Here is a 26,753-nt window from a genome sequence, read left to right on the forward strand (position 1 = left end):
CGCCTTTGTCCGGATGAGCCATGTCCCAGTTTCTTTCATCGCCATCCAACAATGATGAAAACGGGGTTGTACCCCTCCAGTCGGGTCAGATTCAAAATCGGCTTGCTGCGGGCGGTTTGCACCATGGTGACCCGTGTCTCGAATCCGGCTTTCGACAGTCCTTCCCGTGTCTGATGCAACGTCTCCAATGTCGCCGCATTGACCACGATCCGTCCTCCCGGTTTCAACCGTTCGCAGCAGACCCGCAGCAATTCCTGCAGTTCGCCGCCGCTGCCGCCGATAAAGACCGCGTCTGGATCGGGGAGCGGATCCAACCCGTCTGGCGCCTTGGCGTGAATAACGGCAAAATCGGTGCGAAATTTTATTTTGTTGGCTTCGATATTGGTTAAATCCGCTTCATTTTTCTCAATGGCAAACACCTGGCCAAAAGGGGCCAGCCGTGCCGCCTCCACCGAAACCGAACCGGAACCGGCCCCGATGTCCCACACTACGCTGTCAGGGGCCAATTGCATTTCGGACAGGCTGAGAACACGCACCTCTTTTTTGGTGATCAGCCCTTTATCCGGTTTGCGCTGGGCAAACTCATGGTCGTCGATGCCCAACCCCCAACGCGGCGGATCGGCGTCTGACTTCCACTTGAGAATGACAATATTGAGAGGAGAGAATGATGCTTCGGCCATCTCCTCCAACTCCCACCAACCGCACCGTTCCTCTTCGCCGCCCAGATTTTCGGCGACGAACGCCCGGTATTCGGACATGCCGAACCGAATGAGATAACGGGCGATGGCGGACGGATCGTTGGTCGCATCGGTCAACAAAGCCACTTTCTCCTTACCGTCGATCCGCTGTGCCAATCCCTCCAACTTGCGCCCATGCACACTTTCGACCGCCGCATCCTGCCAGCTCTCTTTCATGCGGGCGGACGCCAGTTGCAACGAGCTCAAATGTGGGTGAATCTCCACCTGATCCGGGCCTAGTTTGCGTGCGATCAGCCCGGCAATCCCGTAAAACAACGGATCGCCGGACGCCAGCACGACGACCCGTCCGTGATGTCTCGCCCGGTCGATCCGTTCCAACACCACACTGAGACCGTTTTTAATCGGAATCCGCTCAGCGGAACTCTCGGGAAAAAACGCTAAATGCCGCTCTCCTCCGACCAAGGTGTCCGCCTCTTCAATCCACCGGTTGTAGGCGGGAAACAACCCGTTGGCCCCGTCATCCCCCACACCGATGATTTTCACGGGATGCATCATGACCATACCGACCTCCCCAACAATGCGCCCTTCATCGTGACCAGCACCGTTTCCACAGTGATGCCGCCGCCCGCGTGCTCCCACCCCCGCCGACAAACCAATTGGCTCAACCGTTCAAAAAAAGCCGGATACCCCGCCTGTTCCATCAACTGCCCGGCATGCGTCGCCGTATTGGCCTGCCGGACCACCTCCACCACCTCGGGCGGAGCGCCCACCTCCCGGGCAACATCAGCTAAAAAGCCGAAATCGACGGGAGCGCTTTTGGAATGAACCATCATCACTCCCTGGGCCACTTTGGAGAATTTGCCCATCATCCCCACCAGTGTCGCTTTTTCCGCCCCCGCCCGTTTGGCTTGCTGCAAAGCGAATCCGACAAAATCGCCCATCTGGATGAATGCCTCTTCCGGCAGATCGGGAAACAATTTCATGGCGTGTTTCTCACTGCTTCCTCCCGTCGTCAACACGAGATGACGACAACCGCCCGCCAGTGCTACGCGGATCGCCTGGGCCACACTGGCGCGATAGGCTGCTGTCGAAAACGGCACCACGATGCCGCGCGTCCCCAGGATGGAGATGCCACCGACGATCCCAAGCCGCTCGTTCAGCGTCTTTTTGGCGATCTCCTCACCTCCCGGGACGGAGATCACCACGTGGACCCCCCTCTCCATCCTGTAGCGGGTCAATACTTCATCTACCGTTTGGCGCAACATTTTTCGCGGCACGGGATTGATCGCCGCCTCTCCCACCGGGACGGGCAACCCCGGCTTGGTGACGCGGCCCACTCCAGGACCGCCGTCGATGTGCACGCCGGGCTCCTCGCTCCAGGAAACGGTAGCAACGATTTCGGCACCGTGTGTGGCGTCAGGATCATCCCCTGCATCCTTGATCACGCTGCACCGCGCTTCCCCCGCCGTAACCGTCCCTTTTTCCACGATAAAAACGACCGTTTGTCCGATGGGCAATGTGATTGCCACCTGATCGGGAACCCGTCCGGTGATGAGCGCCGTCAGTGCGGCTTTTGCCGCGGCGGTCGCACACGATCCGGTCGTATATCCGTGTCGCATTTCCCGCTGATCGGTCGCTTCCGTCGCCTGTTTCATGACCGCTCCCTCACTTCTGCCGTTCCGCCATCAACGACAACGCGTTGACAATCGCCACGGCCGTCGGACTGCCTCCTTTTCTGCCCCGGTTGGTAATGAACGGTACGTCCAGTTTGGCCAGCTCTTCTTTGGATTCGGCGGCTGACACGAAACCCACGGGGACACCGACGATCAGGCCGGGCTTCGCCTCCCCCGTCCGAACCAGCCGGATTAGCTCCAAGAGGGCTGTCGGGGCATTGCCGATTGCGAAAATGCCGCCTTCCGCTTCACGCACGGCTTTGCGCATCGACACGATCGCCCGCGTCGTCCCTAAGCGTTTCGCTTCTGCTGCCACATCCGGATCAGAGATGTACACCCGTACATCCCCGCCGAACCGCTCAATCCGCGGTTTGCTGATCCCCACCTGCACCATCTGGACGTCCGCCACAACCGGCTTGCCCGCAAGAATCGCCTCGATCCCGGACCGGATGGCATCGGGGTGAAACAGCAAGCTCTGGCCCAACTCAAAATCGGCCGAGGAGTGAATCACCCGCTGGACGACAGGAAATTGCTCATCCGTAAACGGGTGCTCGCCCAATTCCTCGGTGATCATGCGGAAACTGAGCTGTTCAATCTCCTCAGGACGTGTGGTGACCGGTTGAAACTCCCGTGGTGTCACGGTTCTCCTCTCCCTTCCATTGCTGTATGTGCCGGATGATCTTGTCCGGTTCGGCATAAACAGTGCCGTAATCCAAACGGGGACGGGATATGAGTATCACATGCAATCCCATCTCCAACGCCGTCGTCACCTTTTCGTCCACCGCCCCTACTTTTCCACTCTCCTTGGTCACAACCACATCAACACCGAAATGGCGGTACAACGCCCAGTTCAACTCAGGTCCGAACGGTCCCTGCATGGCCACGATCTGTTTTTGCTCGATCCCGAGCGCAGCACATTTCTCCATGTTTTCCTTGCGCGGCAACATCCGTGCCACCAGCTGAACACCGGGTTCATGCAGCAGCCGTTTGGCAAATACGTCCAGCGTTTTGCTTCCGGTCGTCAACATGACGACCCCTTTCAAGCGAGCGGCCTCTTCCGCCGCTGCTTCATACGAATCGACGACCGTCAGGCGCGAATGATCGTCATATACCCACGACGGCCGTTCGTAGCGAACATAGGGCACACCCGCGGTCCGAGCCGCCTCCATCGCGTTGCGGGACGCTTCTTCGGCAAAGGGATGGCTTGCATCCACGACGCCGTACAAACGCTTTTCCCGGATCAGTGCGGCCATCTCCTCCGCCGTCAGTCTCCCTACCCGCACCTGCAAATCAGCACCCCGCAAACTTTTGGCGGCGTTTTCGGTAACCACCGTCGCCAGCAGCGGATGTCCCGCCTCTCGAATGCGAACAGCCAACGCCCGTGCATCACCGGTACCGGCCAAAAACAGGATCATCGTCTTCCCTCCCTTTTCGCGAGTGGATTCCATAAATCATCATTTATGGTACAGGGGGCAATTCAGCGCACTTCGCTGTTTTGCCAGTTGATTCGGATGAGCTCGCTCCCCAAGCTCAACGGTCGCTCGCCGGAAAACGACACCCTTCGCCCTCCACGCATTGGATGAGACTGAAAGACGACTTCACGATGGTTGATCAACAACCGTTTCATGGTGGTGATGGTCATGATGGTGGTGATCGTGATGGTGGTGATGCGGTAGATGGCCAGCGGCCTCGGCAGCAGATGCCAACTTCTCCCAATCCAACCCCCGACCACCGGCGGCTTCCCAAAGCCGGTTCACCATCACGCCGACCAATCCGTCATCCAGCCCGAGATAGTCCGTCATACTGAGTTGAACACCCGCATACCGGTCACGAAGGTCGTCCAAGCGGCCGTTCATCCGTTTGATGAGCACTCCGGTAAACAGCAGATAGGGCAAAATGATGATGTTTTGAGCTCCCAAGCGGACACATCGCTCCACTCCCTCTTCCCATCCGGGATCCGTGACCCCGACAAATGCCGTTTCCACCCACCGTACCGGCAGGCGCTCCCACAACAGCCGCGCGATTTTGAATAAATCGCTGTTGGCCTCCGCGTCGCTTGATCCCCGACCCACGATCAGCACGGCCGTATCGCTTTCGTTACGATCTTCCGGCAGATCGGTGACGGACCTGATACGCCGTTCCAAAATGGACACCACCGATTTATCCACTCCAACCGGCCGCCCGTATGTGAACGTGACATCGGAATACCGGCGGGCAGCTTCCCGGATCGCAAGGGGGATATGTACCTTGGCATGCCCCGCAAATAGGAGCATAATGGGAACCACTGCAATCCGTTTGGAACCTTTTTCCACACAACGGTGGATGCCTTCGGGGATACCCGGCTCAGCCAGTTCCAGAAAACACGTCTCCACGATCGGCAAAGAGAGAAGCCGTCCCACTCGCGACGTAAAGTCCAGCAACTGGGCGTTCCCTTCCGGGTCCCGGCTGCCGTGCCCCACAAACAAACAAGCTTCCATCGGTTTTTCCTCCTCGTTTCAATCCCCGCAGACGGTATCCACCGCTACCGGTTGGGGTTGTTCCCGGTATCGGAACCCGTTTACCTCTTGGACACGCTTGAAAAACTTGTGGAAACGCTCGTTGGGGTGCCCTTTTTCCGCATATTCCCGCACGACGTTTTCCACCGCTGCCAACATCGCTTCCGGCGTGAGTCCTTCCGCCACTCGCTGGGCAGGATGGGCATTGCGGCCGATCTTTTTCCCGCCCAGAAACAAATCGTACGTTCCGCGTCGGTAGACGATCCCGATATCTTCCGTCACCGCACCGTAGCAGGCCATCGCACAGCCGTTGAAGCCGATTTTCAATTCCTTGGGGACGTTCATCCCGCCCAACCGACGGTTCAATTCCTCGGCGTGGGGAATCGACTCTCCTTTGTCGCCATCGCAAAAATCGCATGCTTTTACCTGCACTACATCACCAACGGGCTGGACCGACCATCCCGCATCCTTCAGGCGGCGGACCACCGAGTCGGGATCATCGGTCGGGATGCGCAGGATCATTTGATGGTCGGGTGTATACGTGATCTCCCCTTTGTCTCCCGCCAGCGATGCCAGTGCGGCCATTTGGTTCGACGTCCACTTTTTTTCGGCGACGCCGGAAGAGACGGCCACTTCCAATATCGGGGTGACATTGGGCGCCGTAATGGGAGGGGAGCCGGTGGCAGTAACCTTGCCTGCGGCCTGAAGAAGTGCCAACGCTTCCTCGGCCCATGCAACCGGATTTTTCGCCTCTTTGGTTACGGGCTTGTCCGATTGTTCTGTTTGCGCGTTGAGAGACCATGGCTCGGCTTCCGTCCGCAAGCGCTCATGTGGCTTCAAGGCCTGTTCCTTTTGGGTAAGCGTATATTTGCGCTGGTAACCGCGTGGTGTGATCATCAATCCGTGATGAACAAAGGTGGTGGAATTGCCGATCAACACCGTGGTCAACATGCCGATCTCATGATCCAGCATCTCACCCAGCGTTGTGATCACCACGTGTTGCCGTTCCCGATAGGCGCTTTTCACCAATCCGACAGGTGTGTCCGGTGACCGATACTGGAGCAGGATGCGTTGGGTCTCTACGATCTGGCGAGTACGGCGCCCACTTTTGGGGTTGTACAAAGCGATAACAAAATCGGCTGCCGCAGCCGCTTCGATGCGGCGGGCGATCGTTTCCCAGGGGGTGAGATGGTCACTCAGGCTGATCGTGCAAGCATCGTGCATTACGGGTGATCCCAAAAGTGCCGCGCAGGAGTTGATCGCTGACACACCGGGGATCACCTCCACTTCCACCCCTTCGCACGGATGCCATTCTTTTTCCACCAACACCTCGTACACCAGTCCTGCCATACCGTACACGCCTGCATCGCCGCTGGAAATCACGGCCACCTTTTTTCCGCTCTCAGCCAGCTCGACCGCCGTCTGTGCACGGCTGACCTCTTCCGTCATGCCGGTTTGCACGATCTCCTGATTAACCAATAAATCGCGGATGATATCGACATATGTGTTGTACCCGACGATCACATCGCTGTCACGGATCGCTTCCCGCGCCCGATGCGTCATGTGGTCAAAATGGCCGGGACCGAAGCCTACCACGTACAACTTGCCGCGGTTTTTCCCGTTCATTTCCGCTCCCTCCTATCTAGCCGTGATGGATGGTTGTTCCCTCTCCTGTTTGCCGGAACACGTCGGCACTGTCGATCCCTGACGGTCGTGGAATGGAAGAATCCACACCACCGCTTTTTCCACATGGGACGGCATGACCAGATCGGCTCCAGATTCTGCCGCCAATTCACCCTCATCACCTGATTCATGAGTGATGGGGTAACGGGAAATTTCCCCCATCCGGAAAAACCAGGACCATTCCCACCTCCAATCCCCATCTCAATTCCCTCGCATCCCACCGGTCCATAAGAGTGCCCCAGAAGTCATGCTCCGCCACGGCAAAACATAGACCGCCTACTATACCAAAAAAATAAAAGCACTTCCAAATGGAAGTGCTTAAATCGCGCAGTTGTTATCCCTCAACCCAGCTGAATGCAACGACTCCCGTCTGAGGGATTGAAAAAGGTACACGAATCCCCAGGCGGGCAGCTCCATCCAGCGGACAATCATCCAGCCCGATCTAAACACCTCCCTATCCTCGTAGGTCAACGGTGTTGTTGGAAAAGGCAGGTCTCCTGGCTCATGGATCATCGCGAACCCATACCGGGCCTTCCCATCGCATTTGGCGACAGTGACCTCAGTAACGCTCCCCATTCACAGTGGCGGGACCGCGCCGGATTTTCACCGGCTTCCCTCTTCGGGAGTGGGCGAACCACTCCACCTTTTCCCTTTCAATATGCAATTGTCAAAATCGTGATCAAAATCTCTGTTTATTGTATCGAATGAAAAAGAGAATCGCAACTCGGAGTTTTTGTTGTTGGCCACTTGTTCAAATTTTTTTAGCCCCGAAAAACCCGTAACAGAATTGATGAATTGACGGAAACGCTGAGACACCGAGTCCCGCTGAATTAACCTTATTTCCGATCGGGCGGTGGGCGGTAGGTCAGTAGCGTAGTGGCTACCATGCTCTTTTTTTGATTATCTTCCACACACAAAACACACACAAAAAGAAATCCGGCCTTAACAGCGGTCACCCCCCGAATGATGACAAAGATAGCCCAAAATGATTACGGTTTTTCTTTAACGTGCCGAAAGAGAGTTAGATTAGTTAACAGTCATGAGGGAAAGGGATACATCATGAAAGATCGTTATCGAAAGCATAAAGAGTATAGAGAGACGATAAATAAGTGTTTTAAAAATACTCGTATGGAGTTGAAGAAAGTTCGTCATGAGATAAGTAATATGGACCAAAAAATTCACAAAGACAGTCAATAATAGGGAGTAATACCAGCGAAGCTGTTACTAGGAGTAAAGTAGATTCCAAAAAAAGTAAAACCCTCAACTGAGGGTTTTTTTATATTTCGCCTCCAAATAAGATGTGGCTAACTGCTAAATGGGTAAATGAAAACGTTAGGTTAAATGATCCTTAAAAGTACTGAATTACAATACCAATATACTAATAGTTTTTGAACCAAGGAGATGATTTGATGTCTCGATGGTTAAGCGCGTTGCTGGCTTTGCTGGTTATGGCTAGCATGCCCACTGCCACCTATGCAAATTCCGTTACACCTGCCAGCCAAGAGGCAGCTGAGGAAGACCGGGAAGTGGGTTACGGTCCCCATGGGTTCGACCTGCAGGCGCACCGGGGCGGGATCGGTCTGACCGTGGAGTCCACGATTGCGGCGTTCTCCCGCGCGCTCGAGGTCGGGGTGAGCACACTCGAGTTGGACGTGCAGATCACCGAAGACCACCAGGCCGTCGTCACCCACGACCGCAAGGTCTCGGGCGACAAGTGCCAGGACACGGGCCCGGCGTTCCCTGGTGACCCCGAGTACCCCTACGTCGGCAAGTACGTCAAGGACCTCACCCTCGCCCAGATCCGCACGCTAGACTGCGGCTCAAAGACGTTGCCGCAGTTCCCAGGGCAGCGCCCGAGCCCCGGAGCTAGGATGCCGTTGCTGAGTGAGGTGTTCGACCTCGTCAAGCGCTATCACGCAAACAAAGTCTGGATGAACATCGAGACCAAGGTCGAGGCGGGGGCACCCGAGGAGACAGCTCCCCGAGAAGAGTTCGTGCAGATCGTCGTCCGCGAGGTTCGCAAGGCCGGGATGCTCGACCGAGTGTCGATTCAAAGCTTTGACTGGGGCGCCCTGATGCGCATGCGCGAGGTCGAGCCCCGCCTTCCCATCGTGGCGCTCACCAACGGTCCGCAGTTCCTCCAGCCGGGCCAGCCAGGCGCCTCCCCGTGGCTGGGCGGCATTGACATCGACGACTTCGATGGCGATCCTGTCGCCGCCGCCCATTCGTTCGGTGCAGACGCCATCTCCCCCGTGCACGGTTTCCCGCAGAACGGCAAAGTCACTGACGAGAACTATGAGCCCTACGTTACGAAGCGCATGGTGCAAGAAGCCCACAAGTTCGGGATGAAGATCATCCCGTGGACGGTCGACGACGAGCCCACCATGCACAAGCTCATCGATGACGGCGTCGACGGGATCATCACCGACTACCCGGACCGGCTGCGTGAGGTCATGGAGCAGCATGGTCTCAAGCTACCCAAGCGCTACCCGGCTCCCAAGGAGTCGGATGGCGGTGGTACCTTGGCCATGTCTTTCTCAATTCCGGAAACTCCGTTGAGGAAAATTCGAGTTACTTCGTAACGAAAGAAAGCCCGCATGTTGGCGGGCTTTCTTTGTACAGATGATTTTGAACTGAAACGGCGTCTTGGCCATCGGTCCCAACGACACATTAGCGTTACACGAATCCAACCGAGGAGTTAGCGGCCCTATATGTAGAGGAGTTATAATTAAAAAAGCCCTCAGTTGAGGGTTTTACTTTTTTGGTTGAGGTCGGGACGCGATTTTCCGTCTCTGCTCCATTGCAGTGGCAAGTCGCTTGGCGGAAAATCGCTCCCTCTCGTACCTGAATAAAGAACTCACGACTTCGCCTTTTCAGCGATGATGCAAACCGCAGGTGCGGGTCTGAACGGTTTCGTTTCCCGCCGGATCTGAACAAAGCCGGCTTGTTTCAATTCATCGATCAGCCGATCGGCAAATTCATCCAACCCGAGAGCGTGCTTTCCCAACGGCTGATAAGTGGTGGCGATCCGTCCTCCCGGTTCAAGCCATCCGTAGAGCTTTTGAAACACGCGAACCCGATCGGTCCAAAACATCGCGGAATTGACGGAGTAGATCTTGGTAAAGGAATGCTCAAAAGCAGACCACTCCTCGATGTTTCCGGTTACCAGACGCACCTTCCCCTGTCGAACGGCCCGGCGGTTGCGCCGTTCCGCCTGCTTTCGCATCGTTTCGGAAGGATCGATTCCCACAATCTTTCCCTCTTAAATCCTCCGGCTTGCTTGAAAGATTCCCACCCCGGGACCATAGCCGATTTCCAGGATCCGGTCCTCCGGCCGGATATCCAAGAGAGACAACGTCCACTCATTTCGACTGCCGGTGGTGGCGGCCATCAGCATTCCGACCACATGTCCCCAAAAACCTCCGGGCTTCCGAAACTGTTCGGAAAATTTGTCGATGAAACCCAACGAAGATCTCTCCTCGATTCGCAAATGAGATGGATCTAGACATCCAGCTTGGATTGGGCGACTCTGCACTCAATCTCGTACTCCTTCAAGTTTTGACACATCTGGTCCAAAAAACCTGACAGCATGTTCCGCTCGTGAGCGGTCTAGGTGAGCACGCCCTTTGTTGTTTATTTTTAACGATTGGTTTTCCAAGTAATATAGGGTTCGGACGGATTCGGGTCATTTTCCTTCAAGAACTGCTGCAAGCCTTCTAAATCATCGGTGTTGATCATATCGACACCAGCTTTCAAAAGTTCGTTCCAAATAGCTTGTCGTTCAGGAGAGGGGGTGTCAGGGGTAGCCCAAAAACGTACCTTCTGACCGTTGGCATGAGCTGTTGAAACAATTCTATACAGTTTTTCCTGTTCCTCTTTCGGCATTTCTCCTTTACCCATCCAGGTGAATTGTTTTGTCCAGTTATCACTGATGAGAGGAATAAACTCATTCGAAGCGTTTGACCCGAGATCGCTCAAACGTCCATCATAAGCTGCATAACGAACAGGCTGGTTCTCCATCAGGGTACGCGGACGGTTCCCCGAAACAATAACGGTTATTGCGCCGGGTTTTACCCCTGAAGGTGTGAATTTTGTAAGCATATCCTGATAATGGCGAAGCTGCTCATGTAGAACTCGATATGTAGCCTCGGGCTCGGACTTAATATCAACCAATAGAGTAACATCATGCCTATAGTTCGGATAAACCAATCCATGATTAGCCTTGACTCTTTCCTTTAACGGGTCAAGATAAAGAGACTTTAATGTACGTCCAGGACGTACATCTTGCTTATCGTGGGCAACGAGTAGCTCTCCGTTAATAAGCCAGACGTCGGCTTCAACACTTGTAAATCCATGCTCCAGGGCATCCGATAACGGATGGGTATGCTCGTAATCATTATGAGCGTGCGTTCTCGCAAGAGGCAAAATCGACTCTTGGTTAGAAGGATTGGAAGCAGCAAAAGAAACATTTGCAAAAGTCATTGTAAAGGCAGTAAAGACTAAGGTTAACGCCAACAACCATTTTTTCATTAATTTTTCACCTCTGAAGGATTAGAGATAAACATTTCGTCTGTCATATTAGAGATAAACACCAAAAATTCAAAGGACGAGCAACATAGCAATCCATCTTCGTACTAAAATCAAAGAATCCCCTATCCCTACTATTGTCATTTACCATTTGTAAAGTGTAAATCAGTTTGTTTAAGCCCTTTATAAACTACGTATAAAAAATAGTTAATAATATAATTTAGGATATCATAAAAAATATATAAGATAGGATATGGCAAGTCCGATTTAATAGGTACTCCTATGATTCCTCGCCCTTCTCAACTTTCGATGGTGTTTCCCCTACACCAGGCTCTCGTCGGAAAGTCTCAAAACGATAGTTTTTGAGACTAATAAAGTCTACACTAATAAGGTCTACTATGATAATGTCGAACCAAAAGAAATTACCCAGCAATAAAAGCTGGGCAAAATCCACAATGTGGTGTCAAATCCATTTACTATTGTAATACCGACCGCGGTTATTTGGGGTAGACTGATTCTACCTGACCATAGAGACGCAGAAATGAATATTACCCTGAAAGGAGTGTAAATTAGCTATAGAATAGCAGCTTCCCACAATTCACCTCCACGATCCTGTGGAGGTTTTTATTATCTTGTTTGAATAGCATCTATCGGGTATGGAGGGAAATTAACACACCCCATCTTGTCGTATGATTGCGATGGAATTTCCAGAACGGTGAGTATTTGGAATGGCATGTTACAAATAAGTAATAACAAGGGGGGAGGTGAACGAAAACATGGAAAAAACATTTAACTTTCATTATGCAACCGTCGTGGTGAAGGAACAGACAGTTGAGATTCACCACAAGAAAAGATGGGGTAATGAAAGGAAACACTATGGAATCAAAGTGTTCCCTATAAACAGGATTTATTTCGTCCAATTGCTCGAAGCAAGGTTGTTTAAAGATGGGTTCTTCGAATTGAAGGTAAAAGGTGCCCGTTCCGAATATGCAAAAGATGAGGCACGATTTGACATAATAGGTAGTTTTGAAAACCCCACCGCTCACGCTTTGAAGAAGGCAATTGAAAAAGAGAAGAAGAGAAAAGCAGATGAGATTATGGAATTATACCAACTTGTTCAAGAGGGAGTTTTGACGGAAGACGAATTTGCTGAGTACAAGAAAAAGGCACTTAGGGTATAAACCCGCCTTATCTGGCGGGTCTTTTTTCTTTTTTCATCCAAAATATTCATAATAGTAAATTTAAGCAGGAATAAATCCAACTTAAGCTCTCTTTGTGTGGAGAAGTCGATGGGGATAAAACTTATATATCCTCCGAAGCACCATTGTCTCATGTCCGCCAAATAGTATTAGCGGACATATCCTACCCGAAAAAATACGCTTTGATGTCCGCTAAGGTTTCGAATATCCTTGAAATATCATGTCCGCTAAGGTAACAGCAAAATAAACGGGGGGATTTCGGTGCCCAGGACACCACAGATATCCGAACAAGCCCAAGAGTGGATCGATCGTTTTGTATAACGCTCTTCCAGCAGATCACGTAACATTTTGTTGCGTATTCACATATTGGCATTTTTTTATATGCTTCATACTCTGCAATGGTTGGGGTAGAAACGTTAATCGCTTTTGCAAGATCAGCTTGCGGTCTCCGTCGAAGCGCGGCGCTTCCAACCGTCACATAAAGTTATTCGCACAGGCCATCAATTTCGCTTATGATGATTTCCTGTTCCTTCGCCAGATACATATAACTCTGGCAACGGTCGATCAGCTTTTGTTCGATAGGATACCCATACAAAAATGAAGAGGAAGAACATAAATATGGTGATCCCCACTAATTCAAAATCCAATTCTGCCCATGGGTTAAAGAATGTAAAGGCTTCGTAGATTGAGACGCCATATGCTAAAACCACAATAATCCACCCCATCACTCTGGAGGCAGACTGTCCAAGTTTACTGGATTGGCGAAGTATTTTATTGGTAATCAGAGAATCAATGGTATCTGTGATCATCATCCCCATCATAAATGCGATTCCCAAGACGTAAGGCATATAACTATCATTGTTGTCCGCCGCCATCACCCAGACGGACGTTTGGCTGATGGTCTCTGATGCTAAAGCAAACAGTCCTCCAATCAATATAATGAGGAGCGGATTGCTTGTTTCCTGTAATTTTTTCGGTATAAACTTTCCTTTGATGCCTTGAGGTCGATAATCATCCTGATTTCCTAATCGAGTCTTTAACAGATTATTGATGTTTAGTGTTCCAATCAGGAATAGGGACAAAATAGAAAACCATGTCACAAACAGGTCGACGTAATCCGGTAACCTAAAGTTCTGACTGATGTTTCCTAGAAAAATCCCAATACTGGCTACTACTAAACCGTGTCCAAATGAGAATAAGGTACCGACCCAGCGAGCAATCGAACTTCCTTTACGCCAATTGTAGCGAGCCAAGCCATCAATACAAGCTATATGATCAGCATCCAAACCATGTCGAAGACCTAAAGTAAATACCAGTACGAGAAGAGATAAATTTTCCATCCTTTCGCTCCTTACAGAATCTTCATTCAAAATTTCGCCCTTTACCCTTCCATCCCCAGATACAGACAAACAAAAAACACTTCCCGTTATGAGAAGTGTTTGATGATTATATCCACATACAAGTAGTACAATTCACAGCCTATGTCATGCCGATCGACACCAATTTGGCGGCATGCGGCGTCACCAAACACCTCCCTATCCTCGTAGGTCAATGGTGTTGTTGGAAAAGGCAGGTCTCCTGGCTCATGGATCATCGCGAAACCATACCGGGCCTTCCCATTGCACACTGGCGACAGTGACCACGGCATCGCTCCCCATTCACAGTGGCGGGACCGCGCCGGATTTTCACCGGCTTCCCTCTTCGGGAGTGGGCGAACCACTCCACCTTTTCCCTTTCAATATGCAATTGTCAAAATCGCGATCAAAATCTCTGTTTATTGTATCGAATGAAAAAGAGAATCGCAACTAGTGGTCATGGATTGTTCTACGAGAGCTGGAGAAATTTCATCGCGAGCTGATCCGCTTCATCGGTTAACGTCGGAGATGTGATGATGGACCAAAAAACCCCTGTTATCTTGATCTGATAACAGGGGTAAGAAACTGCTGATAAAGTGGTCAAATCACTCGCGATTTCTTATGCGCCGTTATCACACCAACGGCAAATTGGGTTCCGCATTAAGCGACATATCGCCCACTTGCCCGTCAAAAAAGCGGTAGGTACCCGCCGCGGCAATCATCGCCGCGTTGTCGGTACAGAGTGACAGTGGCGGCACGCGCAGCGTAATCCCGGCTTCTCGGCATCGTGCATCCAGCGCTTCGCGCAAGCGGCTATTGGCCGATACGCCGCCCGCCAGTACCAATTGCTTCACACCGGTGTGGGCGACTGCTCTCATCGCTTTTTCCACCAACACCTCGACAACCGACTCCTGAAAACTGGCGGCCACATCCGCCGGATTGACCGTCTCTCCTCGTTGACGCGCGTTGTGCAAATAGTTGATCACCGCAGATTTCAACCCACTGAAGCTGAAATCGAAAGAGTCCGGCTCCAGCCACGCCCGCGGAAAATCCAGCACATCCCTGCCTTCTTTGGCCAACCGGTCGATCTCCGGTCCGCCGGGATACGGCAAATGGAGCAGCCGGGCCACTTTGTCGTAGGCTTCCCCGGCTGCATCGTCCCTTGTCCGGCCCAGTCGTTCAAAGCGGTTGTGTTCCCGCATCAGAATCAGCTCGGTATGTCCACCGGAAACGACTAGCGCTACCAACGGGAACGAAAGCGGCTCCACCAGGTGGCTGGCATAAATGTGACCGGCGATGTGATGCACCGGTACCAATGGAATCCCGCGTGCAAACGACAGCGCCTTGGCCGCAGAAACCCCGATCAAGAGCGCTCCCACCAAACCGGGGCCCTGTGTGACGGCCACGGCGGACAAGTCGTCCAATGTGACGCCAGCACGATCCAACGCTTCCTGAATGATCTGCGTGATCCGCTCCACGTGGCGGCGCGAAGCCACCTCGGGTACCACGCCGCCGAATTTGCGATGTACGTCCACCTGGGAAGATATGACGTTGGACAACACGCGTTGTCCGTTTTCAACCACGGCTGCAGCTGTCTCGTCACAGCTCGTTTCAATCCCCAGTACCAGTGTTCTGGTTTGATTCAACTGTATGTTCTCCGTCATCTTCATCCAATGTCACCCACATGATCAAGGCATCCTCCTGATTGTCCGAATAATAACGGGGACGAATGCCTTTGGCTTCAAATCCCAATTTACGATACACGTGCTGGGCCACGTGATTGGATACCCGCACTTCCAGTGTCATTTTGTCAGCGCCCAACAATCGGGCCAATCGTTTCATATAGGCCAATGTGGCCTGTCCCAGCTTTTTCCCGCGATATTTCGGATGGATCGCGATATTGGTGATGTGCGCTTCGTCCACCACAATCCACATACCGCAATACCCTGCGATTTCCCCATCTACGGTGACCACGGTGTAATGCGCGAACGGGCTATGCAACAATTCATTGACAAACGCCTCTTTCGGCCAGGGAGTGGGAAACGAGGCGCGTTCCACTTCCATGATCATTGGCAGATCGGCCATCTTCATCGGGCGAAATGCAATCCGCGACCGTTCCATGGCAGTTCACTCCGTTTGTTGCCGAGCCGACCATTTGACTTCCGCTTCGGTCTTCTGCAGATAATTGGGCGCAAACGCCTCATCAGCCACCTCGCCTCGTTGCCAGCGGGCATAGGCCAACTGCCCCAGCATGGATGCCCGTGGCACGTTTTCCGGCGGATAGCCGAATACCGCTTGGTTCCCGAGGGAGGCCTCGATCTGTTCACGAAAATGGTCCACATCGTCCCCGAGAAACAGCATCGGCCCCAAGCCCGATAGTTCGCTCAGCCACTCATCGACCGGTACGACTCGCTCCTCCCGGGCGGTCTGCACGAGACCGTCATCGGTCCGTTGATACAGTCCCGTATAGGCGCGTTTGCGTCTGGCATCAAACAACGGGACGATCCCACCGTCAAAATGGCGACCATTCATCGCCAATACAGCCAAACTGGAAACCCCGATCAGCGGTAACTGCCGGCTCCAAGCAATTGTTTTTGCCGTCGTAACACCAATTCTCACCCCGGTGTACGAGCCCGGCCCTTGCGCCACCGCCACCGCATCCAAATCATCCACCGAAAGCGCCAACTCCCGTAACAAGCGGTCAATCGCGGGCATCAAACGGACAGAGTGATTTCGATGCATATTGGTTGTCAATTCTCCGAGTACGCGATTTTCCTCCAAGACAGCTACGCCCATCACCAATGTGGACGTATCCATCGCCAGGATTTTCATATTCCGCTCAGCTCCTCACATATCCGCCTGGCACGGGCGTTACGCAAATGAAGGCGGATTTCCCGTTCACCAGTGGACAGCACATGAAACGTGAACCAGACGGTCTCCGCCGGCATCAGTGGTTTGATACGGCTCGCCCATTCCACCAGCGTGACACCGTCACCGTAAAAATACTCGTCCCATCCCAGATCCTCATCTGCTCCCTCCAACCGATACACATCCATGTGATACAGTGGAAGGCGCCCGTGATATTCCTTGATCAGGGTGAATGTGGGACTGTCGATGTACGCTTCGATCCCCAAACCTTTGGCCACACCTTGGGTGAATGTCGTTTTTCCCGCACCCAGATCCCCCTCCAGCGCCAACACGTCACCGGGCTGAAGCAGCGAGGCCAAGCGTCGGCCCAGCTCCCTCGTCTCCTGTTCCGTTTTGACGATCCAGCGACAAGGTTCATGCATGTCCATCACCCGTCTGTGAAGTGGTTATATCCCCGGCGTTCCAGTACGGTCCTGCCTTGATCCGTCTTCCATTCAACCGCAGGTTTGCCCCGTTCCGTCCAACCGATTCGATACAGGTTCACACCTTCATTATGCGCCGTTTGTTCCAACCGCGCAAACACTGCTTCCGGTACACATCCCACCAGTTGAAAGTCTTCCCCTCCGTACAGGGCCCACTCATACGGATCATAACCTGTTTGGCTGGCATAGTCGATTAACGCATCGGACAAGGGGATTTTATCTTTTTCCAACACGATGCGAACGCCACTCGCTTCGGCGATCTCCCAACATTCTTGTGCCAATCCATCACTAATGTCATTGGCCGCTGCCCCCGCACCCAAAGACGACAACAAACGGCCGGCAGCCACCTGAGGAATGGGACGGCGATGGGCACGGATCAAGTCGGCAAACCGCTTCTTGGTCCCATCGTTTCCGTTCAGCAGCACATGCAAACCCGCGCTCGAATCCCCCACAGTACCCGTCAGAAACACCACATCACCCTCACGGGCTGCGGATCGTTTCAGGGCTTGTCCGCCCTCCACCTCTCCAATCACCGTCAAAGTGACGGTCAAATCATGCGGTGCCTTCACCGTGTCTCCTCCGACTATCACCAAACCAAACCGATCTGCCAAATCATACATCCCTCGGTACAAATCAACCAGCGCATTTGTCTCCCAATGACGGGGAACAGCTAAAGAAACGACACCGTAACGTGGCAATCCGCCCATCGCCGCGATATCGCTGATGTTGGCCGCCGCCAGCTTCCAACCGATATCCGCGGGTTGCATGGTCTCCGGCAAGAAATGAACGGTTTCGATCATGGTGTCTGAAGTGATGACAAGGGAACGATTCAGAGGATGGACAACAGCGGCATCGTCACCCACATCCACCTCAACGGATGGCGGAGAGGACGGTCGATATTGCGTCAACAAGCGTATCAAGGCAAATTCGTCCCGCAATGGAGAGCCCTCCGATCATTCCGCAAATAAAAGAAACACGACCGCAGCCAATCGCCACGGTCGTTGTTTTGGAGCGGGTGATGGGAATCGAACCCACGCATCCGGCTTGGAAGGCCGGTGTTCTACCACTGAACTACACCCGCATTTCATCAATTTTCCTGAAGTAAGGGAATGGTCGGGGTGACAGGATTTGAACCTGCGACCTCCTCGTCCCGAACGAGGCGCTCTACCAAGCTGAGCCACACCCCGGAACAATAAAATCTATTGCATCAACTGGCGATTTTTCAAAACTGGTGCGGTCGGCGAGACTCGAACTCGCACGGCCTTACGGCCACTACCCCCTCAAGATAGCGTGTCTGCCAGTTCCACCACGACCGCATGTTTTCATCCGCTTGGTGCGGGTGGAGGGACTCGAACCCCCACGCCAGAGGCGCTAGATCCTAAGTCTAGTGCGTCTGCCAATTCCGCCACACCCGCCCGTATAGCAAGGGTTTTCGCCAGTTGTCTACGCACTTTTTCGGTACTCCGCACTAGATCGCTTAGGCTTACCGTAAGGCTTGCCGATAGGCTATGCGCTTTTGTTAAATTTCGCGCGCCTCATCAGCGACAAGTCATATAATACACTCTCGCAGAAAACAAGTCAAGTCCCTTTTTTGATGATTTTCTATTCCGTCTATTAGGAATCTTTTTTAAGCGATTTTTTAGTGAGATTTTCTCGAGAATGCATCGTGTCATTTCTTCAAATCGGAATCTGTTCGCGAACCATCACCGATGAAAATTTCACCGGTCGAGAATTCACCCTTTTTGGCTGCGGAGAAGTCGAGTTTTTCTCCCGCAGGCATGGGGTACACGTGCATGCCTTCGACTGCGCCGCCCGAAACGATTTACGCCTGCCAAATGCCAGTCGTCTTTTTCGAAAGCGGCGTTGGGACAGATTTCCCTCTCGCGCAGTTTGATGATCGGCTCATTCCGCCATTTTGCGGGACAGAAGCGGATGTAGTGCAGGGGAAATGACCGACCGCGAGCGACATCGCCTGGATCCGTCATTCCTCCCCGCCACTCTTGCGAAAGCTTAGTGTAATCTCATTCGGGCGCGCGTACGCGACGCTTTCGAGAGGGAAGCCGCCCGCATGCTCGCGAATGGCACGCAGCGCATCCATTATATCAATATCTCCCCCGCGCGCGTAGTGTAGAACGACCTGCGCCAGCCCGTTGACGTTTTCTAAAAAGGACATATCCGCGATTCCTAATCCGTATTCCTTAATCGGTTGTGCGACTGCGTGCGCTAAACCAATCCGTTTCATTTCGAATCCTCCTCGCTAATCAGTTTCGGCCCGCCTCCAATCGTTAAAAAACGCGCCAGACGATTTCCGCACCGCCTGACGCGTGATTTTCTCTTTTATTTATATGTTATCATTCTTTTCGGAAAGAGTTCCGGTATCGATAAAGTTGATCAATGAACCCAATCCGCCAATTACCATGTACCGCCGCGAATCTGATACGCTATTCATTCGGGCGCTCCATCGATCCGCTCCTCCAGGACGTGTCTAATAAATCCAAAGGGTTAAATTACGATATTTTAGTAATTGCATGCAAAGTATAGACAATAATCTCTTCCTTTGTGAATTTTTTCAGTGTATCGCCTAATACATAATGGGATAATAAGGCTCGCCACTCGGTGTAATACAAACAATAAATAGAATGGGGGTCGAGTACGGATATTCATCACATTACTCCCTATTCGATTTCGTCGGCATCCTGCGCCAATCGACCGCGGAAGTTCTTCGTTAACTCGACGATATTACAGTAATCCTTATCGCGAAAATGTTCGATGTAAGGTGCGAAACCAGAGTGTTTCGGATTCGGTAGATCACATTGTCCGGCGTGACCGACCATCACAACGGTACAAGAATCGTGGATTCGCGTAAGTACCTTTTTAAGGTCGTGCTTCGTGAAATTTTGTGCTTCATCGATAATGATCGTCTTATCCTGGATGTTTGTACCGCGGAAGAACGTGTGGGAAACCGCCGTCACCCAAACTCTCCCTTGTTTTAGTGCATCTACGTTCCTGGGATCATAAAGCGCTGTATACGGATCTTCCCCGATCTTAAGTAACGCATCTAAAAGCGGACCTAAATACGCTGCCTCTTTCTCTGCTTGCGTTCCCGGTCGATGTCCCATGACATGCTCTTCTGTCGGATTGAATATATAAAGAAGTGGCTTACCGATTAGCTTAGCAGCCCCGACCGCCAGCGTTGTTTTACCCGTGCCTGCTTTTGCATTCACGATTGTTAATTGATAATCGAAAATGCTATCGACATATTTCCGCTGCTCATCGGTTAATTTCGGTCCTAGTCCGAAAAACATATTTCCGCGGGGAAGTGGCATCTATAGCGCCCCTTTGCGTTGATTTATGAGAGCAAGCGATCATGACGCGAATGAATTCCGCAACTGCTACGATAAAAGCCGTGAGATCGTATCCCACGGCTCCAAGTATGAATACGATTGTAATCGAAGGCCAAACGCTCATTATTTCACACCGGGTTCTTTTGCGTATTGGGTTTTTCTCGTGCCGATTAACGTAAGTAGTACAGTATATGTTCTGGAAGCATTTTCGCTCTGGTCCATCCTCTATCTTGAACGCGTACCTTCCCCTTCTCATCTCAGGAGCTAATGCGAACGTATCTTTTTACACCCGTGAAAGACATACCGAGAAAACTGTTTCGCTGTTGTACCGCGTTCCAGTGCGGGAGTTCCAGTTCCGCGAGGGTCATAGCGCTCCATTTTTGTGCATCGATTGCGGCAGCAAGATTAAACACGCCTTTACGAATTGTGTCAGGTTTACCGTCGATTACACACTCCGAAAGATGCGAGCAAAATCTCAAAACATGGGTTTATGCCGTCTACCGCCATCGGCGCTTACGGGCGGCTTCCGCGTAAAGTTGAACATCAATTTTGAATACGATCTGCGGTGCTGAAGGAATTACGTGGAGCAAACATCATCCCGAACAAAAACAGTTGATCCTGTTGCCGCCGATCAGCCTGGGCGTTAGGCGCTCAGATTTGACTTAACGGGGGAACAGCGCAAAATAAAAAGCGCCATTAAAGGCGCTCAAGCCGAGAGTAATTGCTGTGATGTTGTCGAGGTCAGTTCCGAACAGGCTAACGTATGGCTGACACATTTCCAACCTCGTATGTGCGAGTAATTTTTGCAGACTAAACACGTATGCCGCCGTTCATGAAGTACATTTTCGCGACGCTTAACCGGTTGTGACGAACCCACTCCTTAGCATCGAAAGTTGCGAAGGGCTTCTTCCCTTTCATCTCATTAAAAGATCAAAAAAGGAAGAAAAAGAAGGGAATAACAAAAATTAATACTACGATTACCAACAGGAAAATTAACAAGCGACGCAATCCGAAACCAAAAAAAGGGAAACCACCAAATCCGAATCCGCTCATCATAAACCTCCCCTACCATATAGACTTCGCCTTTAAACTATTCATTGATCCGTACTGTAGAAACGGCGTATGCATGCATGTTAAGTCCAAATTAAACGAACTCCCGCGGGACTTCAGGAAAAATCGTGAACGCAAATGTTGAGGTAGCTAAAAATATGTCTGCTAAATCGAATTTAACTCTGGCGGGGCCTTCGCGCGCAGCCGACATCGCTTACAAACAAAGAACAGATACTCACCTACGTTTCCCTAGGTGAGTATTTTATTGTTGATGCCACTTTCATTAAACGGAGGAATCGGCGTGGGATACTTTGTTAATGTAGAACCAGACGTAAGTATATATGTGGAAGATATAAACCCCGGGGGCAGCAAGACCATCGTGTTTATACATGGTTGGCCGTTAAGCCATGAACAGTTTGAGTATCAGTTTGATGTTCTTCCCGCAATGGGATACCGCTGTATAGGAATTGACTGGAGAGGATTCGGTAAGTCGGATAAACCAATGAGTGGCTACAATTATGACCGATTGGCAGATGATATCCGCACTGTAGTTGGTGCACTTCAATTAAAGAACTTCACACTTGTGGGTCACTCCACAGGTGGAGCGATTGCGATACATTATATGGCCCGATACAACGGTTACGGAGTATCCAAACTTGTCCTTATAGACGCTGCAGCTCCCATAGGCTTTACAAAAGAAACTGCTAATAAACTTCTTACTGAAGCATTAAATGACCGACCTAAGATGATGCGGGGAGTAATAGACACCTTTTTCTTTCAGTATATAACCGTCCCATTCTCAGACTGGTTTTTTCAATTGGGATTACAAGCAGCAGGTTGGTCAACCGCAGCAATCATAATTTTACTAAGAGATGTGAGGCTTGATGATGATCTACAAAAAATATTTGTCCCTACTTTAATCATTCACGGCATTCACGACAAAGTGATTCCATTTGCACAAGCTCAGGAACTAAATCAAAAAATAAGAAATTCACAGCTTGTCCCATTTCAATACAGCGGTCATGGCCCCTTCTGGGAAGAACGCGACAAGTTTAACCAGCTATTGATACAATTTATTGGCTGATCGTTCTCTTCAGCTAACGGGAATCAATCGTTCAACAGAAGCAAAAACCCTCTTCATGTAAAAAGCGGAAAAACACCCGCCACGCCTGATGTACATATTGATTCCCGAAACCTTAAGTCCGCTTTCCTTCTTCGCCAAAATACAATTCTCAATGTCCGCTATCGTAATGTCGCCAGGGCGCCAGTCATTACATCGCTTGCGCAATTCCTTCAGCGCCGTTTGGTAATAAATATTTGATCGTTTCCTCTTCTGCTTCACATTCAAGCTATTCTGCGCCAAAACATGAATCATATTTCGTCTTCGTGCCATAATAAAAGCGCCTCCCTTCACCGCACTTTTGTCGGCTGAGAGGCGCGTTATTTCAATTTTATGCGTATATTCCGTCCACCCGCATAGTAATCCGGAGGCGACCGGCTGTCATCCAACCGGCACCAACCGGCCTATGAGGGGAAAAACGCCGCTGATTGATATCGTTATGATGTGGTGAGCCATCCAGGACTCGAACCTGGGACACCCTGATTAAAAGTCAGGTGCTCTACCAACTGAGCTAATGGCTCGCAATGGCTGGGGAGGTAGGGATCGAACCTACGCATCACGGAGTCAAAGTCCGTTGCCTTACCACTTGGCTACTCCCCAGTATTATGGGGCGACCAGTGGGAATCGAACCCACGAATGCCGGAGCCACAATCCGGTGCGTTAACCACTTCGCCATGGCCGCCATAATAATGGCGGAGCTGACGGGACTCGAACCCGCGACCTCCGGCGTGACAGGCCGGCGTGAACTCCAACTTCACCACAGCTCCGCGTAGGAAGGGGAGTATTCCCCGTATTTGGTGGACGGTGACGGGATCGAACCGCCGACCCCCTGCGTGTGAAGCAGGTGCTCTCCCGCTGAGCTAACCGTCCGTATTGGTGACCCGTAGGGGATTCGAACCCCTGCATGCCAGCGTGAAAGGCTGGTGTGTTAAACCACTTCACCAACGGGCCACGTGTCATTTTCTGGGCTTGGCCACTTTGAAGGCCTTCTGGCGGAGAGAGCGGGATTCGAACCCGCGCGGGGCCATTTGACCCCCTAACGGTTTAGCAAACCGTCCTCTTCGGCCACTTGAGTATCTCTCCAGGAAAAGATGGCTCCTCAGGCAGGACTCGAACCTGCAACCTACCGGTTAACAGCCGGGCGCTCTACCATTGAGCTACTGAGGATCGTTTCGAAGCGACATCTATTATTATACTGGATTGAGATCACATTTGCAAGTGGTTCTTTTAATTTTTCTCTTTGGCTGTCTCCGTTTGACTGGTGTCGCTGAGACGATATATAAATTAGCACAGACATCGAATCGATGTCAATAGGGGAAATACATTTTTTCAGCCCAAAAAATAAACCATTAAAAGGAAATTCTACCTTTTTCCCGCATCCACAAACAGATCGGCTGAATTCCGCTTCCTATTTGGCAACGAAGCCGAATGGACCCACATTTCTGCTGTCCAACCATCGTCGGACGAACCCATGGCCTATTTTCCATCAATCGTGGGTCCAATTTCCCGACTGAGCTCTGTAGCAACAGAGAGATCGCTCGTGGGAAATCGGCCACTTCTCCCTTAAGCCTGCAAATGACATTAGCGCCGCTTGAGAGCCAATCCGGATAATTCCGGTCGCAACAGCTCTTCCGGTCGGATGATGTTACGAAATCCGAAGGAGGCGGGTTTTTGCGCGTCTGCCCCGTTATACGCCACCGCTTCCACTCGGACAATCGATTTGACGTTCAGACAGTTGCTGTCCCCTTGCGGTACATACAACCGAACAGGATACCCCTTTTTCAGCGGGCGGCCGTTTTGACGATACAGCAAAAACGCATCCTGCAGGTCACTGACGGGAATTTCAGCCTGAAAATCATCGGCACCCAAAAAGCGCAGGTGGGTGGTGTCAACCCGCAATCCCACACGCCTGAGCAAAACCCACAACCGTAATGCGTTCCCTTTTACACCCGGTACCCATTTTTCCGGTTCAACCGTTTCATCGTCCATCCGTCGGAATTCCTCGTAAGAAAAAGCAGCCGGTTTGAGAACCGTACCGTCCACTTCGATCGTCCACGATGAACGCATCCATTCCGCTCCTCTCTTTCTTTTTATCCCCGGTTGGGGATGAATGGTCAGTATTGCCGCCTGACGGGATCACCTGCATTGACCTATGAGAGAAGGGTGGCCAAAAACCTTCACGTGACCATCGAGTATGCGCGTTACAGAAGAGAGAGGGAAAAAGGTTCACACGAATCAATTATGATGGATCAGACCTGCTCTAGTGCTCCGTCTGACCTTTCAAGAGGTCCAGAGCATGCGGCAATACGTCCAACACCGCCTCCAAACATTCTGCTGCGCCTTTGGGACTGCCAGGCAAATTGAGAATCAGGGTTTGTCCCCGTGTTCCTGCCACGGCCCGGGACAACATCGCAAACCGTGTCTTGGCAATTGTGGCGGCGCGCATGGTCTCCGCCAATCCGGGCACCTGACGTCGGATGACGGACAACGTCGCCTCAGGCGTCACGTCTCTGGGGCCGAGCCCTGTTCCGCCCGTGGTCAACACCAGGTCCAGTTTTTTCTCATCTGTCAAATGGATCAACGACTCGCGGATGGCATCGATTTCATCCGGGATGATTTCATATGCTTCCACTTCTCCGTCGATGCGCCGCACCAGCTCGCGAAGCACTTGCCCGCTCCGGTCCTCTCGCTCGCCGCGCGCCCCTTTGTCACTGATGGTCAGAATTCCTACGCGCCACATGTGTTCACTCTCCCTTCCGGATAAAGTCGCCACTTTTGCCCCCAGTTTTACGAATCAGGCAAGTCTGTTCCACGGTGATCTCCTTATCAATGGCTTTGCACATGTCGTAAACGGTTAAAGCAGCTACGCTGACCGCCGTGAGCGCCTCCATCTCCACTCCGGTGACGCTGTCGGTTTTCACTTCCGCTTCAATGACGAGTGTAGAATCCCCTTCCTCGGAAAAACGGAGGTCGACGCCGCGGAGAGGGATCGGATGACACATGGGAATCAGTTCCGAAGTTTTTTTGGCAGCCATGATTCCCGCCACCTGTGCCACGGCCAACACGTCTCCTTTTTCCATATTCCCCAGACGAATACGACTTAATGTCTCCGGCTTCATGCACACGCGCGCCCGCGCCACAGCGACTCGCCGCGTCACTGGCTTTCCGGAAACATCCACCATTTTGGCCCGTCCTTGTTCGTTGATGTGCGTCAACTTCTCCACGCCATCGTCACTCCTTACCCACCGATATAGGACATCTCCACTTTCTTTTTCCGTTTCGTTGCTTGGCCCCGTTCTTCCGAATATCGGTCAGTGCGGTTTCGCCAAATCTCTGTGATCCATCGGCGTATCTCTTCATCCGAAGCGCCCCCTCTCAACAAGGAGCGCAGGTCGTGCCCCTTTTCGGCAAACAGGCATGTGAACAGCTGGCCGTCAGCCGATAGTCTCGCCCGCGTGCATGTTCCGCAAAACGCATCCGTCACGGAAGAAATCACGCCGATCTCCTCATCAGTCCCAACGTATCGGTATCGATCGGCCACTTCCCCGTAATAGCGGGACGGAAGAGGCTCCAACGGCATCTCACAGTGTATCCGTTCCAATATTTCCCGTTTGGATACCACTTGATCCCAGCGCCATCCATTGGTGTTTCCCACATCCATGTATTCGATAAAGCGCACGATATGACCAGTTCCGCGAAAATGGCGGGCCATCGGCACGATTTCTCCGTCGTTGACGTCTCTTTGCACGACCATATTCACCTTGACGCCCAGCCCTGCGTCTGCAGCAGCCTCGATGCCGTCCAGCACCTGCCGGACGCTGGCAGCCCCGCCGTTCATCCGGTGAAACACCTCATCATGGATCGCGTCGAGGCTGACGTTGATCCGTTGCAGTCCCGCCTGTTTTAAAGCGGCCGCGTATCGGGGGATCAACACACCGTTGGTCGTTAATGCGATATCTTCAATGCCATCCACTTCATTCAGCATCCGAATCAAATCGGGCAAATCGCGACGGAGCAGCGGTTCGCCTCCCGTGATCCGAACTTTACTCACTCCGAGCGAAGCGAACAGACGAACCAAGCGAACCATTTCTTCAAACGTCAACAATGCCTCTCTCGGAAGAAACGGGTAATCCGGTCCAAACACTTCTTTCGGCATGCAATACGTACAACGGAAATTGCACCGATCGGTCACCGACACGCGCAAATCGCGAAGTGGCCGCTGATACCGGTCCAGCGGACGGCTCAATTGTTCGGGCATT

The 26,753-nt window shown here is 52.0% G+C and carries 27 protein-coding genes, 12 tRNA genes, 1 pseudogene and 2 riboswitches; of the genes and pseudogenes, 3 read left to right on the top strand and 37 right to left on the bottom strand.

Going from position 1 to position 26,753, the window contains the following annotated elements:
- Positions 1–35: 35 nt before the first annotated feature.
- The 7 genes and pseudogenes from cbiE to NWF35_RS11750 form a co-directional block, all read right to left on the bottom strand.
- Positions 36–1,250: a precorrin-6y C5,15-methyltransferase (decarboxylating) subunit CbiE gene (cbiE, locus tag NWF35_RS11720; RefSeq protein WP_435873884.1), complete on the bottom strand. Its 1,215-nt coding sequence runs from the start codon at positions 1,248–1,250 to the stop codon at positions 36–38.
- Positions 1,216–2,353 (bottom strand): annotated as a pseudogene (locus NWF35_RS11725) (cobalt-precorrin-5B (C(1))-methyltransferase). The gene cbiE and the pseudogene NWF35_RS11725 overlap by 35 nt, the downstream one beginning before the upstream one ends.
- A gap of 10 nt (positions 2,354–2,363) precedes the next feature.
- The gene (locus NWF35_RS11730; RefSeq protein WP_301239297.1) at positions 2,364–3,011 is read right to left on the bottom strand and encodes a precorrin-8X methylmutase; all 648 of its coding nucleotides are present in this window, start codon (positions 3,009–3,011) and stop codon (positions 2,364–2,366) included.
- On the bottom strand, positions 2,971–3,786 hold the full coding sequence (gene cobK, locus NWF35_RS11735; RefSeq protein WP_301239298.1) for a precorrin-6A reductase: 816 nt from the start codon (positions 3,784–3,786) through the stop codon (positions 2,971–2,973). The genes NWF35_RS11730 and cobK overlap by 41 nt, the downstream gene beginning before the upstream one ends.
- A 183-nt stretch (positions 3,787–3,969) precedes the next feature.
- Complete coding sequence (locus NWF35_RS11740) at positions 3,970–4,848, bottom strand: sirohydrochlorin chelatase (RefSeq protein WP_301239299.1); 879 nt, start codon at positions 4,846–4,848, stop codon at positions 3,970–3,972.
- An 18-nt stretch (positions 4,849–4,866) separates the two neighbouring features.
- Positions 4,867–6,492: a precorrin-3B C(17)-methyltransferase gene (gene cobJ, locus NWF35_RS11745; RefSeq protein ID WP_301239301.1), complete on the bottom strand. Its 1,626-nt coding sequence runs from the start codon at positions 6,490–6,492 to the stop codon at positions 4,867–4,869.
- 12 nt (positions 6,493–6,504) lie between these two features.
- Positions 6,505–6,657, bottom strand: a complete 153-nt coding sequence (locus tag NWF35_RS11750; RefSeq protein ID WP_301239303.1) for a hypothetical protein — start codon at positions 6,655–6,657, stop codon at positions 6,505–6,507.
- A 362-nt stretch (positions 6,658–7,019) separates the two neighbouring features.
- Positions 7,020–7,211: riboswitch (cobalamin riboswitch) on the bottom strand.
- A 747-nt stretch (positions 7,212–7,958) separates the two neighbouring features.
- On the opposite strand from NWF35_RS11750, the gene NWF35_RS11755 reads away from it, so the two are divergent.
- Complete coding sequence (locus NWF35_RS11755) at positions 7,959–9,131, top strand: glycerophosphodiester phosphodiesterase (RefSeq protein ID WP_301239305.1); 1,173 nt, start codon at positions 7,959–7,961, stop codon at positions 9,129–9,131.
- A gap of 275 nt (positions 9,132–9,406) precedes the next feature.
- Here NWF35_RS11755 and NWF35_RS11760 read toward each other — a convergent pair whose 3' ends face one another.
- The 3 genes from NWF35_RS11760 to NWF35_RS11770 all read right to left on the bottom strand — a co-directional run bounded on the left by NWF35_RS11760 (position 9,407) and on the right by NWF35_RS11770 (position 11,079).
- A complete protein-coding gene (locus NWF35_RS11760; RefSeq protein WP_301239307.1) occupies positions 9,407–9,799 on the bottom strand; it encodes a class I SAM-dependent methyltransferase in 393 nt (130 codons plus the stop codon).
- 12 nt (positions 9,800–9,811) lie between these two features.
- Positions 9,812–10,015, bottom strand: a complete 204-nt coding sequence (locus NWF35_RS11765; RefSeq protein WP_301239309.1) for a hypothetical protein — start codon at positions 10,013–10,015, stop codon at positions 9,812–9,814.
- A gap of 173 nt (positions 10,016–10,188) precedes the next feature.
- Positions 10,189–11,079, bottom strand: a complete 891-nt coding sequence (locus NWF35_RS11770; protein ID WP_301239310.1) for a phosphatidylinositol-specific phospholipase C/glycerophosphodiester phosphodiesterase family protein — start codon at positions 11,077–11,079, stop codon at positions 10,189–10,191.
- A gap of 773 nt (positions 11,080–11,852) precedes the next feature.
- On the opposite strand from NWF35_RS11770, the gene NWF35_RS11775 reads away from it, so the two are divergent.
- The gene (locus tag NWF35_RS11775) at positions 11,853–12,257 is read left to right on the top strand and encodes a hypothetical protein (protein WP_301239312.1); all 405 of its coding nucleotides are present in this window, start codon (positions 11,853–11,855) and stop codon (positions 12,255–12,257) included.
- A 518-nt stretch (positions 12,258–12,775) separates the two neighbouring features.
- On the opposite strand, the gene NWF35_RS11780 is transcribed toward NWF35_RS11775, so the two are convergent.
- The 14 genes from NWF35_RS11780 to NWF35_RS11845 form a co-directional block, all read right to left on the bottom strand.
- Positions 12,776–13,615, bottom strand: coding sequence for a HoxN/HupN/NixA family nickel/cobalt transporter (locus NWF35_RS11780; protein ID WP_301239314.1), 840 nt, complete (start codon positions 13,613–13,615; stop codon positions 12,776–12,778).
- A 211-nt stretch (positions 13,616–13,826) separates the two neighbouring features.
- Positions 13,827–14,019, bottom strand: a riboswitch (cobalamin riboswitch).
- A 243-nt stretch (positions 14,020–14,262) separates the two neighbouring features.
- Positions 14,263–15,300: a tRNA (adenosine(37)-N6)-threonylcarbamoyltransferase complex transferase subunit TsaD gene (gene tsaD, locus NWF35_RS11785; protein WP_301239316.1), complete on the bottom strand. Its 1,038-nt coding sequence runs from the start codon at positions 15,298–15,300 to the stop codon at positions 14,263–14,265.
- Positions 15,242–15,751: a ribosomal protein S18-alanine N-acetyltransferase gene (gene rimI, locus NWF35_RS11790; RefSeq protein ID WP_301239317.1), complete on the bottom strand. Its 510-nt coding sequence runs from the start codon at positions 15,749–15,751 to the stop codon at positions 15,242–15,244. Before rimI ends, tsaD begins: the two co-directional genes overlap by 59 nt.
- Before the next feature lie 6 nt (positions 15,752–15,757).
- Positions 15,758–16,462 (bottom strand): tRNA (adenosine(37)-N6)-threonylcarbamoyltransferase complex dimerization subunit type 1 TsaB, encoded by a 705-nt coding sequence (gene tsaB / locus NWF35_RS11795; RefSeq protein ID WP_301239319.1) that lies wholly within the window; start codon positions 16,460–16,462, stop codon positions 15,758–15,760.
- Positions 16,459–16,920 carry a tRNA (adenosine(37)-N6)-threonylcarbamoyltransferase complex ATPase subunit type 1 TsaE gene (gene tsaE, locus NWF35_RS11800; RefSeq protein WP_301239321.1) on the bottom strand — a complete coding sequence of 154 codons (462 nt, stop codon included), beginning with the start codon at positions 16,918–16,920 and terminating at the stop codon, positions 16,459–16,461. The genes tsaB and tsaE overlap by 4 nt, the downstream gene beginning before the upstream one ends.
- A 5-nt stretch (positions 16,921–16,925) precedes the next feature.
- Positions 16,926–17,918 (bottom strand): thiamine-phosphate kinase, encoded by a 993-nt coding sequence (gene thiL / locus NWF35_RS11805; protein WP_301239323.1) that lies wholly within the window; start codon positions 17,916–17,918, stop codon positions 16,926–16,928.
- Positions 17,919–17,987: 69 nt separating this feature from the next.
- A tRNA-Gly gene (locus NWF35_RS11810) sits at positions 17,988–18,061 on the bottom strand.
- Positions 18,062–18,090: 29 nt separating this feature from the next.
- Positions 18,091–18,167: transfer RNA gene (locus tag NWF35_RS11815), tRNA-Pro, on the bottom strand.
- 42 nt (positions 18,168–18,209) lie between these two features.
- Positions 18,210–18,296 (bottom strand) — tRNA-Leu (locus NWF35_RS11820).
- Between the two features lie 15 nt (positions 18,297–18,311).
- Positions 18,312–18,395, bottom strand: a tRNA-Leu gene (locus NWF35_RS11825).
- Between the two features lie 318 nt (positions 18,396–18,713).
- Positions 18,714–18,965: a hypothetical protein gene (locus NWF35_RS11830; RefSeq protein ID WP_301239325.1), complete on the bottom strand. Its 252-nt coding sequence runs from the start codon at positions 18,963–18,965 to the stop codon at positions 18,714–18,716.
- On the bottom strand, positions 18,962–19,222 hold the full coding sequence (locus NWF35_RS11835; protein ID WP_301239326.1) for a hypothetical protein: 261 nt from the start codon (positions 19,220–19,222) through the stop codon (positions 18,962–18,964). The genes NWF35_RS11830 and NWF35_RS11835 overlap by 4 nt, the downstream gene beginning before the upstream one ends.
- Before the next feature lie 433 nt (positions 19,223–19,655).
- Positions 19,656–20,306 (bottom strand): PhoH family protein, encoded by a 651-nt coding sequence (locus NWF35_RS11840; RefSeq protein ID WP_301239327.1) that lies wholly within the window; start codon positions 20,304–20,306, stop codon positions 19,656–19,658.
- Positions 20,307–21,254: 948 nt separating this feature from the next.
- On the bottom strand, positions 21,255–21,377 hold the full coding sequence (locus tag NWF35_RS11845; protein ID WP_301239328.1) for a hypothetical protein: 123 nt from the start codon (positions 21,375–21,377) through the stop codon (positions 21,255–21,257).
- 298 nt (positions 21,378–21,675) lie between these two features.
- Here NWF35_RS11845 and NWF35_RS11850 point away from each other — a divergent pair, with 298 nt between their 5' ends.
- Positions 21,676–22,458, top strand: coding sequence for an alpha/beta fold hydrolase (locus NWF35_RS11850; RefSeq protein WP_435873887.1), 783 nt, complete (start codon positions 21,676–21,678; stop codon positions 22,456–22,458).
- Positions 22,459–22,467: 9 nt separating this feature from the next.
- On the opposite strand, the gene NWF35_RS11855 is transcribed toward NWF35_RS11850, so the two are convergent.
- The 13 genes from NWF35_RS11855 to moaA all read right to left on the bottom strand — a co-directional run bounded on the left by NWF35_RS11855 (position 22,468) and on the right by moaA (position 26,752).
- Complete coding sequence (locus NWF35_RS11855; protein WP_301239329.1) at positions 22,468–22,767, bottom strand: hypothetical protein; 300 nt, start codon at positions 22,765–22,767, stop codon at positions 22,468–22,470.
- A 172-nt stretch (positions 22,768–22,939) separates the two neighbouring features.
- A tRNA-Lys gene (locus NWF35_RS11860) sits at positions 22,940–23,015 on the bottom strand.
- Positions 23,016–23,019: 4 nt separating this feature from the next.
- Positions 23,020–23,094, bottom strand: a tRNA-Gln gene (locus NWF35_RS11865).
- Positions 23,095–23,100: 6 nt separating this feature from the next.
- Positions 23,101–23,176, bottom strand: a tRNA-His gene (locus NWF35_RS11870).
- Between the two features lie 8 nt (positions 23,177–23,184).
- Positions 23,185–23,261 (bottom strand) — tRNA-Asp (locus tag NWF35_RS11875).
- Between the two features lie 28 nt (positions 23,262–23,289).
- Positions 23,290–23,364: transfer RNA gene (locus NWF35_RS11880), tRNA-Val, on the bottom strand.
- A 4-nt stretch (positions 23,365–23,368) separates the two neighbouring features.
- A tRNA-Glu gene (locus NWF35_RS11885) sits at positions 23,369–23,445 on the bottom strand.
- Positions 23,446–23,484: 39 nt separating this feature from the next.
- Positions 23,485–23,577: transfer RNA gene (locus tag NWF35_RS11890), tRNA-Ser, on the bottom strand.
- A gap of 9 nt (positions 23,578–23,586) precedes the next feature.
- Positions 23,587–23,661, bottom strand: a tRNA-Asn gene (locus NWF35_RS11895).
- Positions 23,662–24,075: 414 nt separating this feature from the next.
- Entirely contained in the window at positions 24,076–24,561 is a 486-nt protein-coding gene (locus tag NWF35_RS11900; protein ID WP_301239330.1) for a molybdopterin-dependent oxidoreductase, read from the bottom strand.
- A 193-nt stretch (positions 24,562–24,754) separates the two neighbouring features.
- On the bottom strand, positions 24,755–25,234 hold the full coding sequence (locus NWF35_RS11905; RefSeq protein WP_301239331.1) for a MogA/MoaB family molybdenum cofactor biosynthesis protein: 480 nt from the start codon (positions 25,232–25,234) through the stop codon (positions 24,755–24,757).
- 4 nt (positions 25,235–25,238) lie between these two features.
- Positions 25,239–25,718 carry a cyclic pyranopterin monophosphate synthase MoaC gene (moaC, locus tag NWF35_RS11910; protein ID WP_301239332.1) on the bottom strand — a complete coding sequence of 160 codons (480 nt, stop codon included), beginning with the start codon at positions 25,716–25,718 and terminating at the stop codon, positions 25,239–25,241.
- A gap of 14 nt (positions 25,719–25,732) precedes the next feature.
- Positions 25,733–26,752 carry a GTP 3',8-cyclase MoaA gene (gene moaA / locus NWF35_RS11915; protein WP_301239334.1) on the bottom strand — a complete coding sequence of 340 codons (1,020 nt, stop codon included), beginning with the start codon at positions 26,750–26,752 and terminating at the stop codon, positions 25,733–25,735.
- Position 26,753: the final 1 nt, after the last annotated feature.

The organism is Polycladomyces subterraneus (assembly GCF_030433435.1).
GTDB lineage: Bacteria > Bacillota > Bacilli > Thermoactinomycetales > JIR-001 > Polycladomyces > Polycladomyces subterraneus.

Excerpts from the sequence above, each read along its gene's own strand:
- cbiE (WP_435873884.1), bottom strand. The coding sequence starts at position 1,250 with ATGCATCCCGTGAAAATCATCGGTGTGGGGGATGACGGGGCCAACGGG.
- cobK (WP_301239298.1), bottom strand. The coding sequence starts at position 3,786 with ATGATCCTGTTTTTGGCCGGTACCGGTGATGCACGGGCGTTGGCTGTT.
- NWF35_RS11740 (WP_301239299.1), bottom strand. The coding sequence starts at position 4,848 with ATGGAAGCTTGTTTGTTTGTGGGGCACGGCAGCCGGGACCCGGAAGGG.
- cobJ (WP_301239301.1), bottom strand. The coding sequence starts at position 6,492 with ATGAACGGGAAAAACCGCGGCAAGTTGTACGTGGTAGGCTTCGGTCCC.
- NWF35_RS11755 (WP_301239305.1), top strand. The coding sequence starts at position 7,959 with ATGTCTCGATGGTTAAGCGCGTTGCTGGCTTTGCTGGTTATGGCTAGC.
- NWF35_RS11770 (WP_301239310.1), bottom strand. The coding sequence starts at position 11,079 with ATGAAAAAATGGTTGTTGGCGTTAACCTTAGTCTTTACTGCCTTTACA.
- NWF35_RS11775 (WP_301239312.1), top strand. The coding sequence starts at position 11,853 with ATGGAAAAAACATTTAACTTTCATTATGCAACCGTCGTGGTGAAGGAA.
- NWF35_RS11780 (WP_301239314.1), bottom strand. The coding sequence starts at position 13,615 with ATGGAAAATTTATCTCTTCTCGTACTGGTATTTACTTTAGGTCTTCGA.
- tsaD (WP_301239316.1), bottom strand. The coding sequence starts at position 15,300 with ATGAAGATGACGGAGAACATACAGTTGAATCAAACCAGAACACTGGTA.
- rimI (WP_301239317.1), bottom strand. The coding sequence starts at position 15,751 with ATGGAACGGTCGCGGATTGCATTTCGCCCGATGAAGATGGCCGATCTG.
- tsaB (WP_301239319.1), bottom strand. The coding sequence starts at position 16,462 with ATGAAAATCCTGGCGATGGATACGTCCACATTGGTGATGGGCGTAGCT.
- tsaE (WP_301239321.1), bottom strand. The coding sequence starts at position 16,920 with ATGCATGAACCTTGTCGCTGGATCGTCAAAACGGAACAGGAGACGAGG.
- NWF35_RS11830 (WP_301239325.1), bottom strand. The coding sequence starts at position 18,965 with ATGACGGATCCAGGCGATGTCGCTCGCGGTCGGTCATTTCCCCTGCAC.
- NWF35_RS11835 (WP_301239326.1), bottom strand. The coding sequence starts at position 19,222 with ATGAAACGGATTGGTTTAGCGCACGCAGTCGCACAACCGATTAAGGAA.
- NWF35_RS11840 (WP_301239327.1), bottom strand. The coding sequence starts at position 20,306 with ATGCCACTTCCCCGCGGAAATATGTTTTTCGGACTAGGACCGAAATTA.
- NWF35_RS11845 (WP_301239328.1), bottom strand. The coding sequence starts at position 21,377 with ATGAGCGGATTCGGATTTGGTGGTTTCCCTTTTTTTGGTTTCGGATTG.
- NWF35_RS11855 (WP_301239329.1), bottom strand. The coding sequence starts at position 22,767 with ATGGCACGAAGACGAAATATGATTCATGTTTTGGCGCAGAATAGCTTG.
- NWF35_RS11900 (WP_301239330.1), bottom strand. The coding sequence starts at position 24,561 with ATGCGTTCATCGTGGACGATCGAAGTGGACGGTACGGTTCTCAAACCG.
- NWF35_RS11905 (WP_301239331.1), bottom strand. The coding sequence starts at position 25,234 with ATGTGGCGCGTAGGAATTCTGACCATCAGTGACAAAGGGGCGCGCGGC.
- moaA (WP_301239334.1), bottom strand. The coding sequence starts at position 26,752 with ATGCCCGAACAATTGAGCCGTCCGCTGGACCGGTATCAGCGGCCACTT.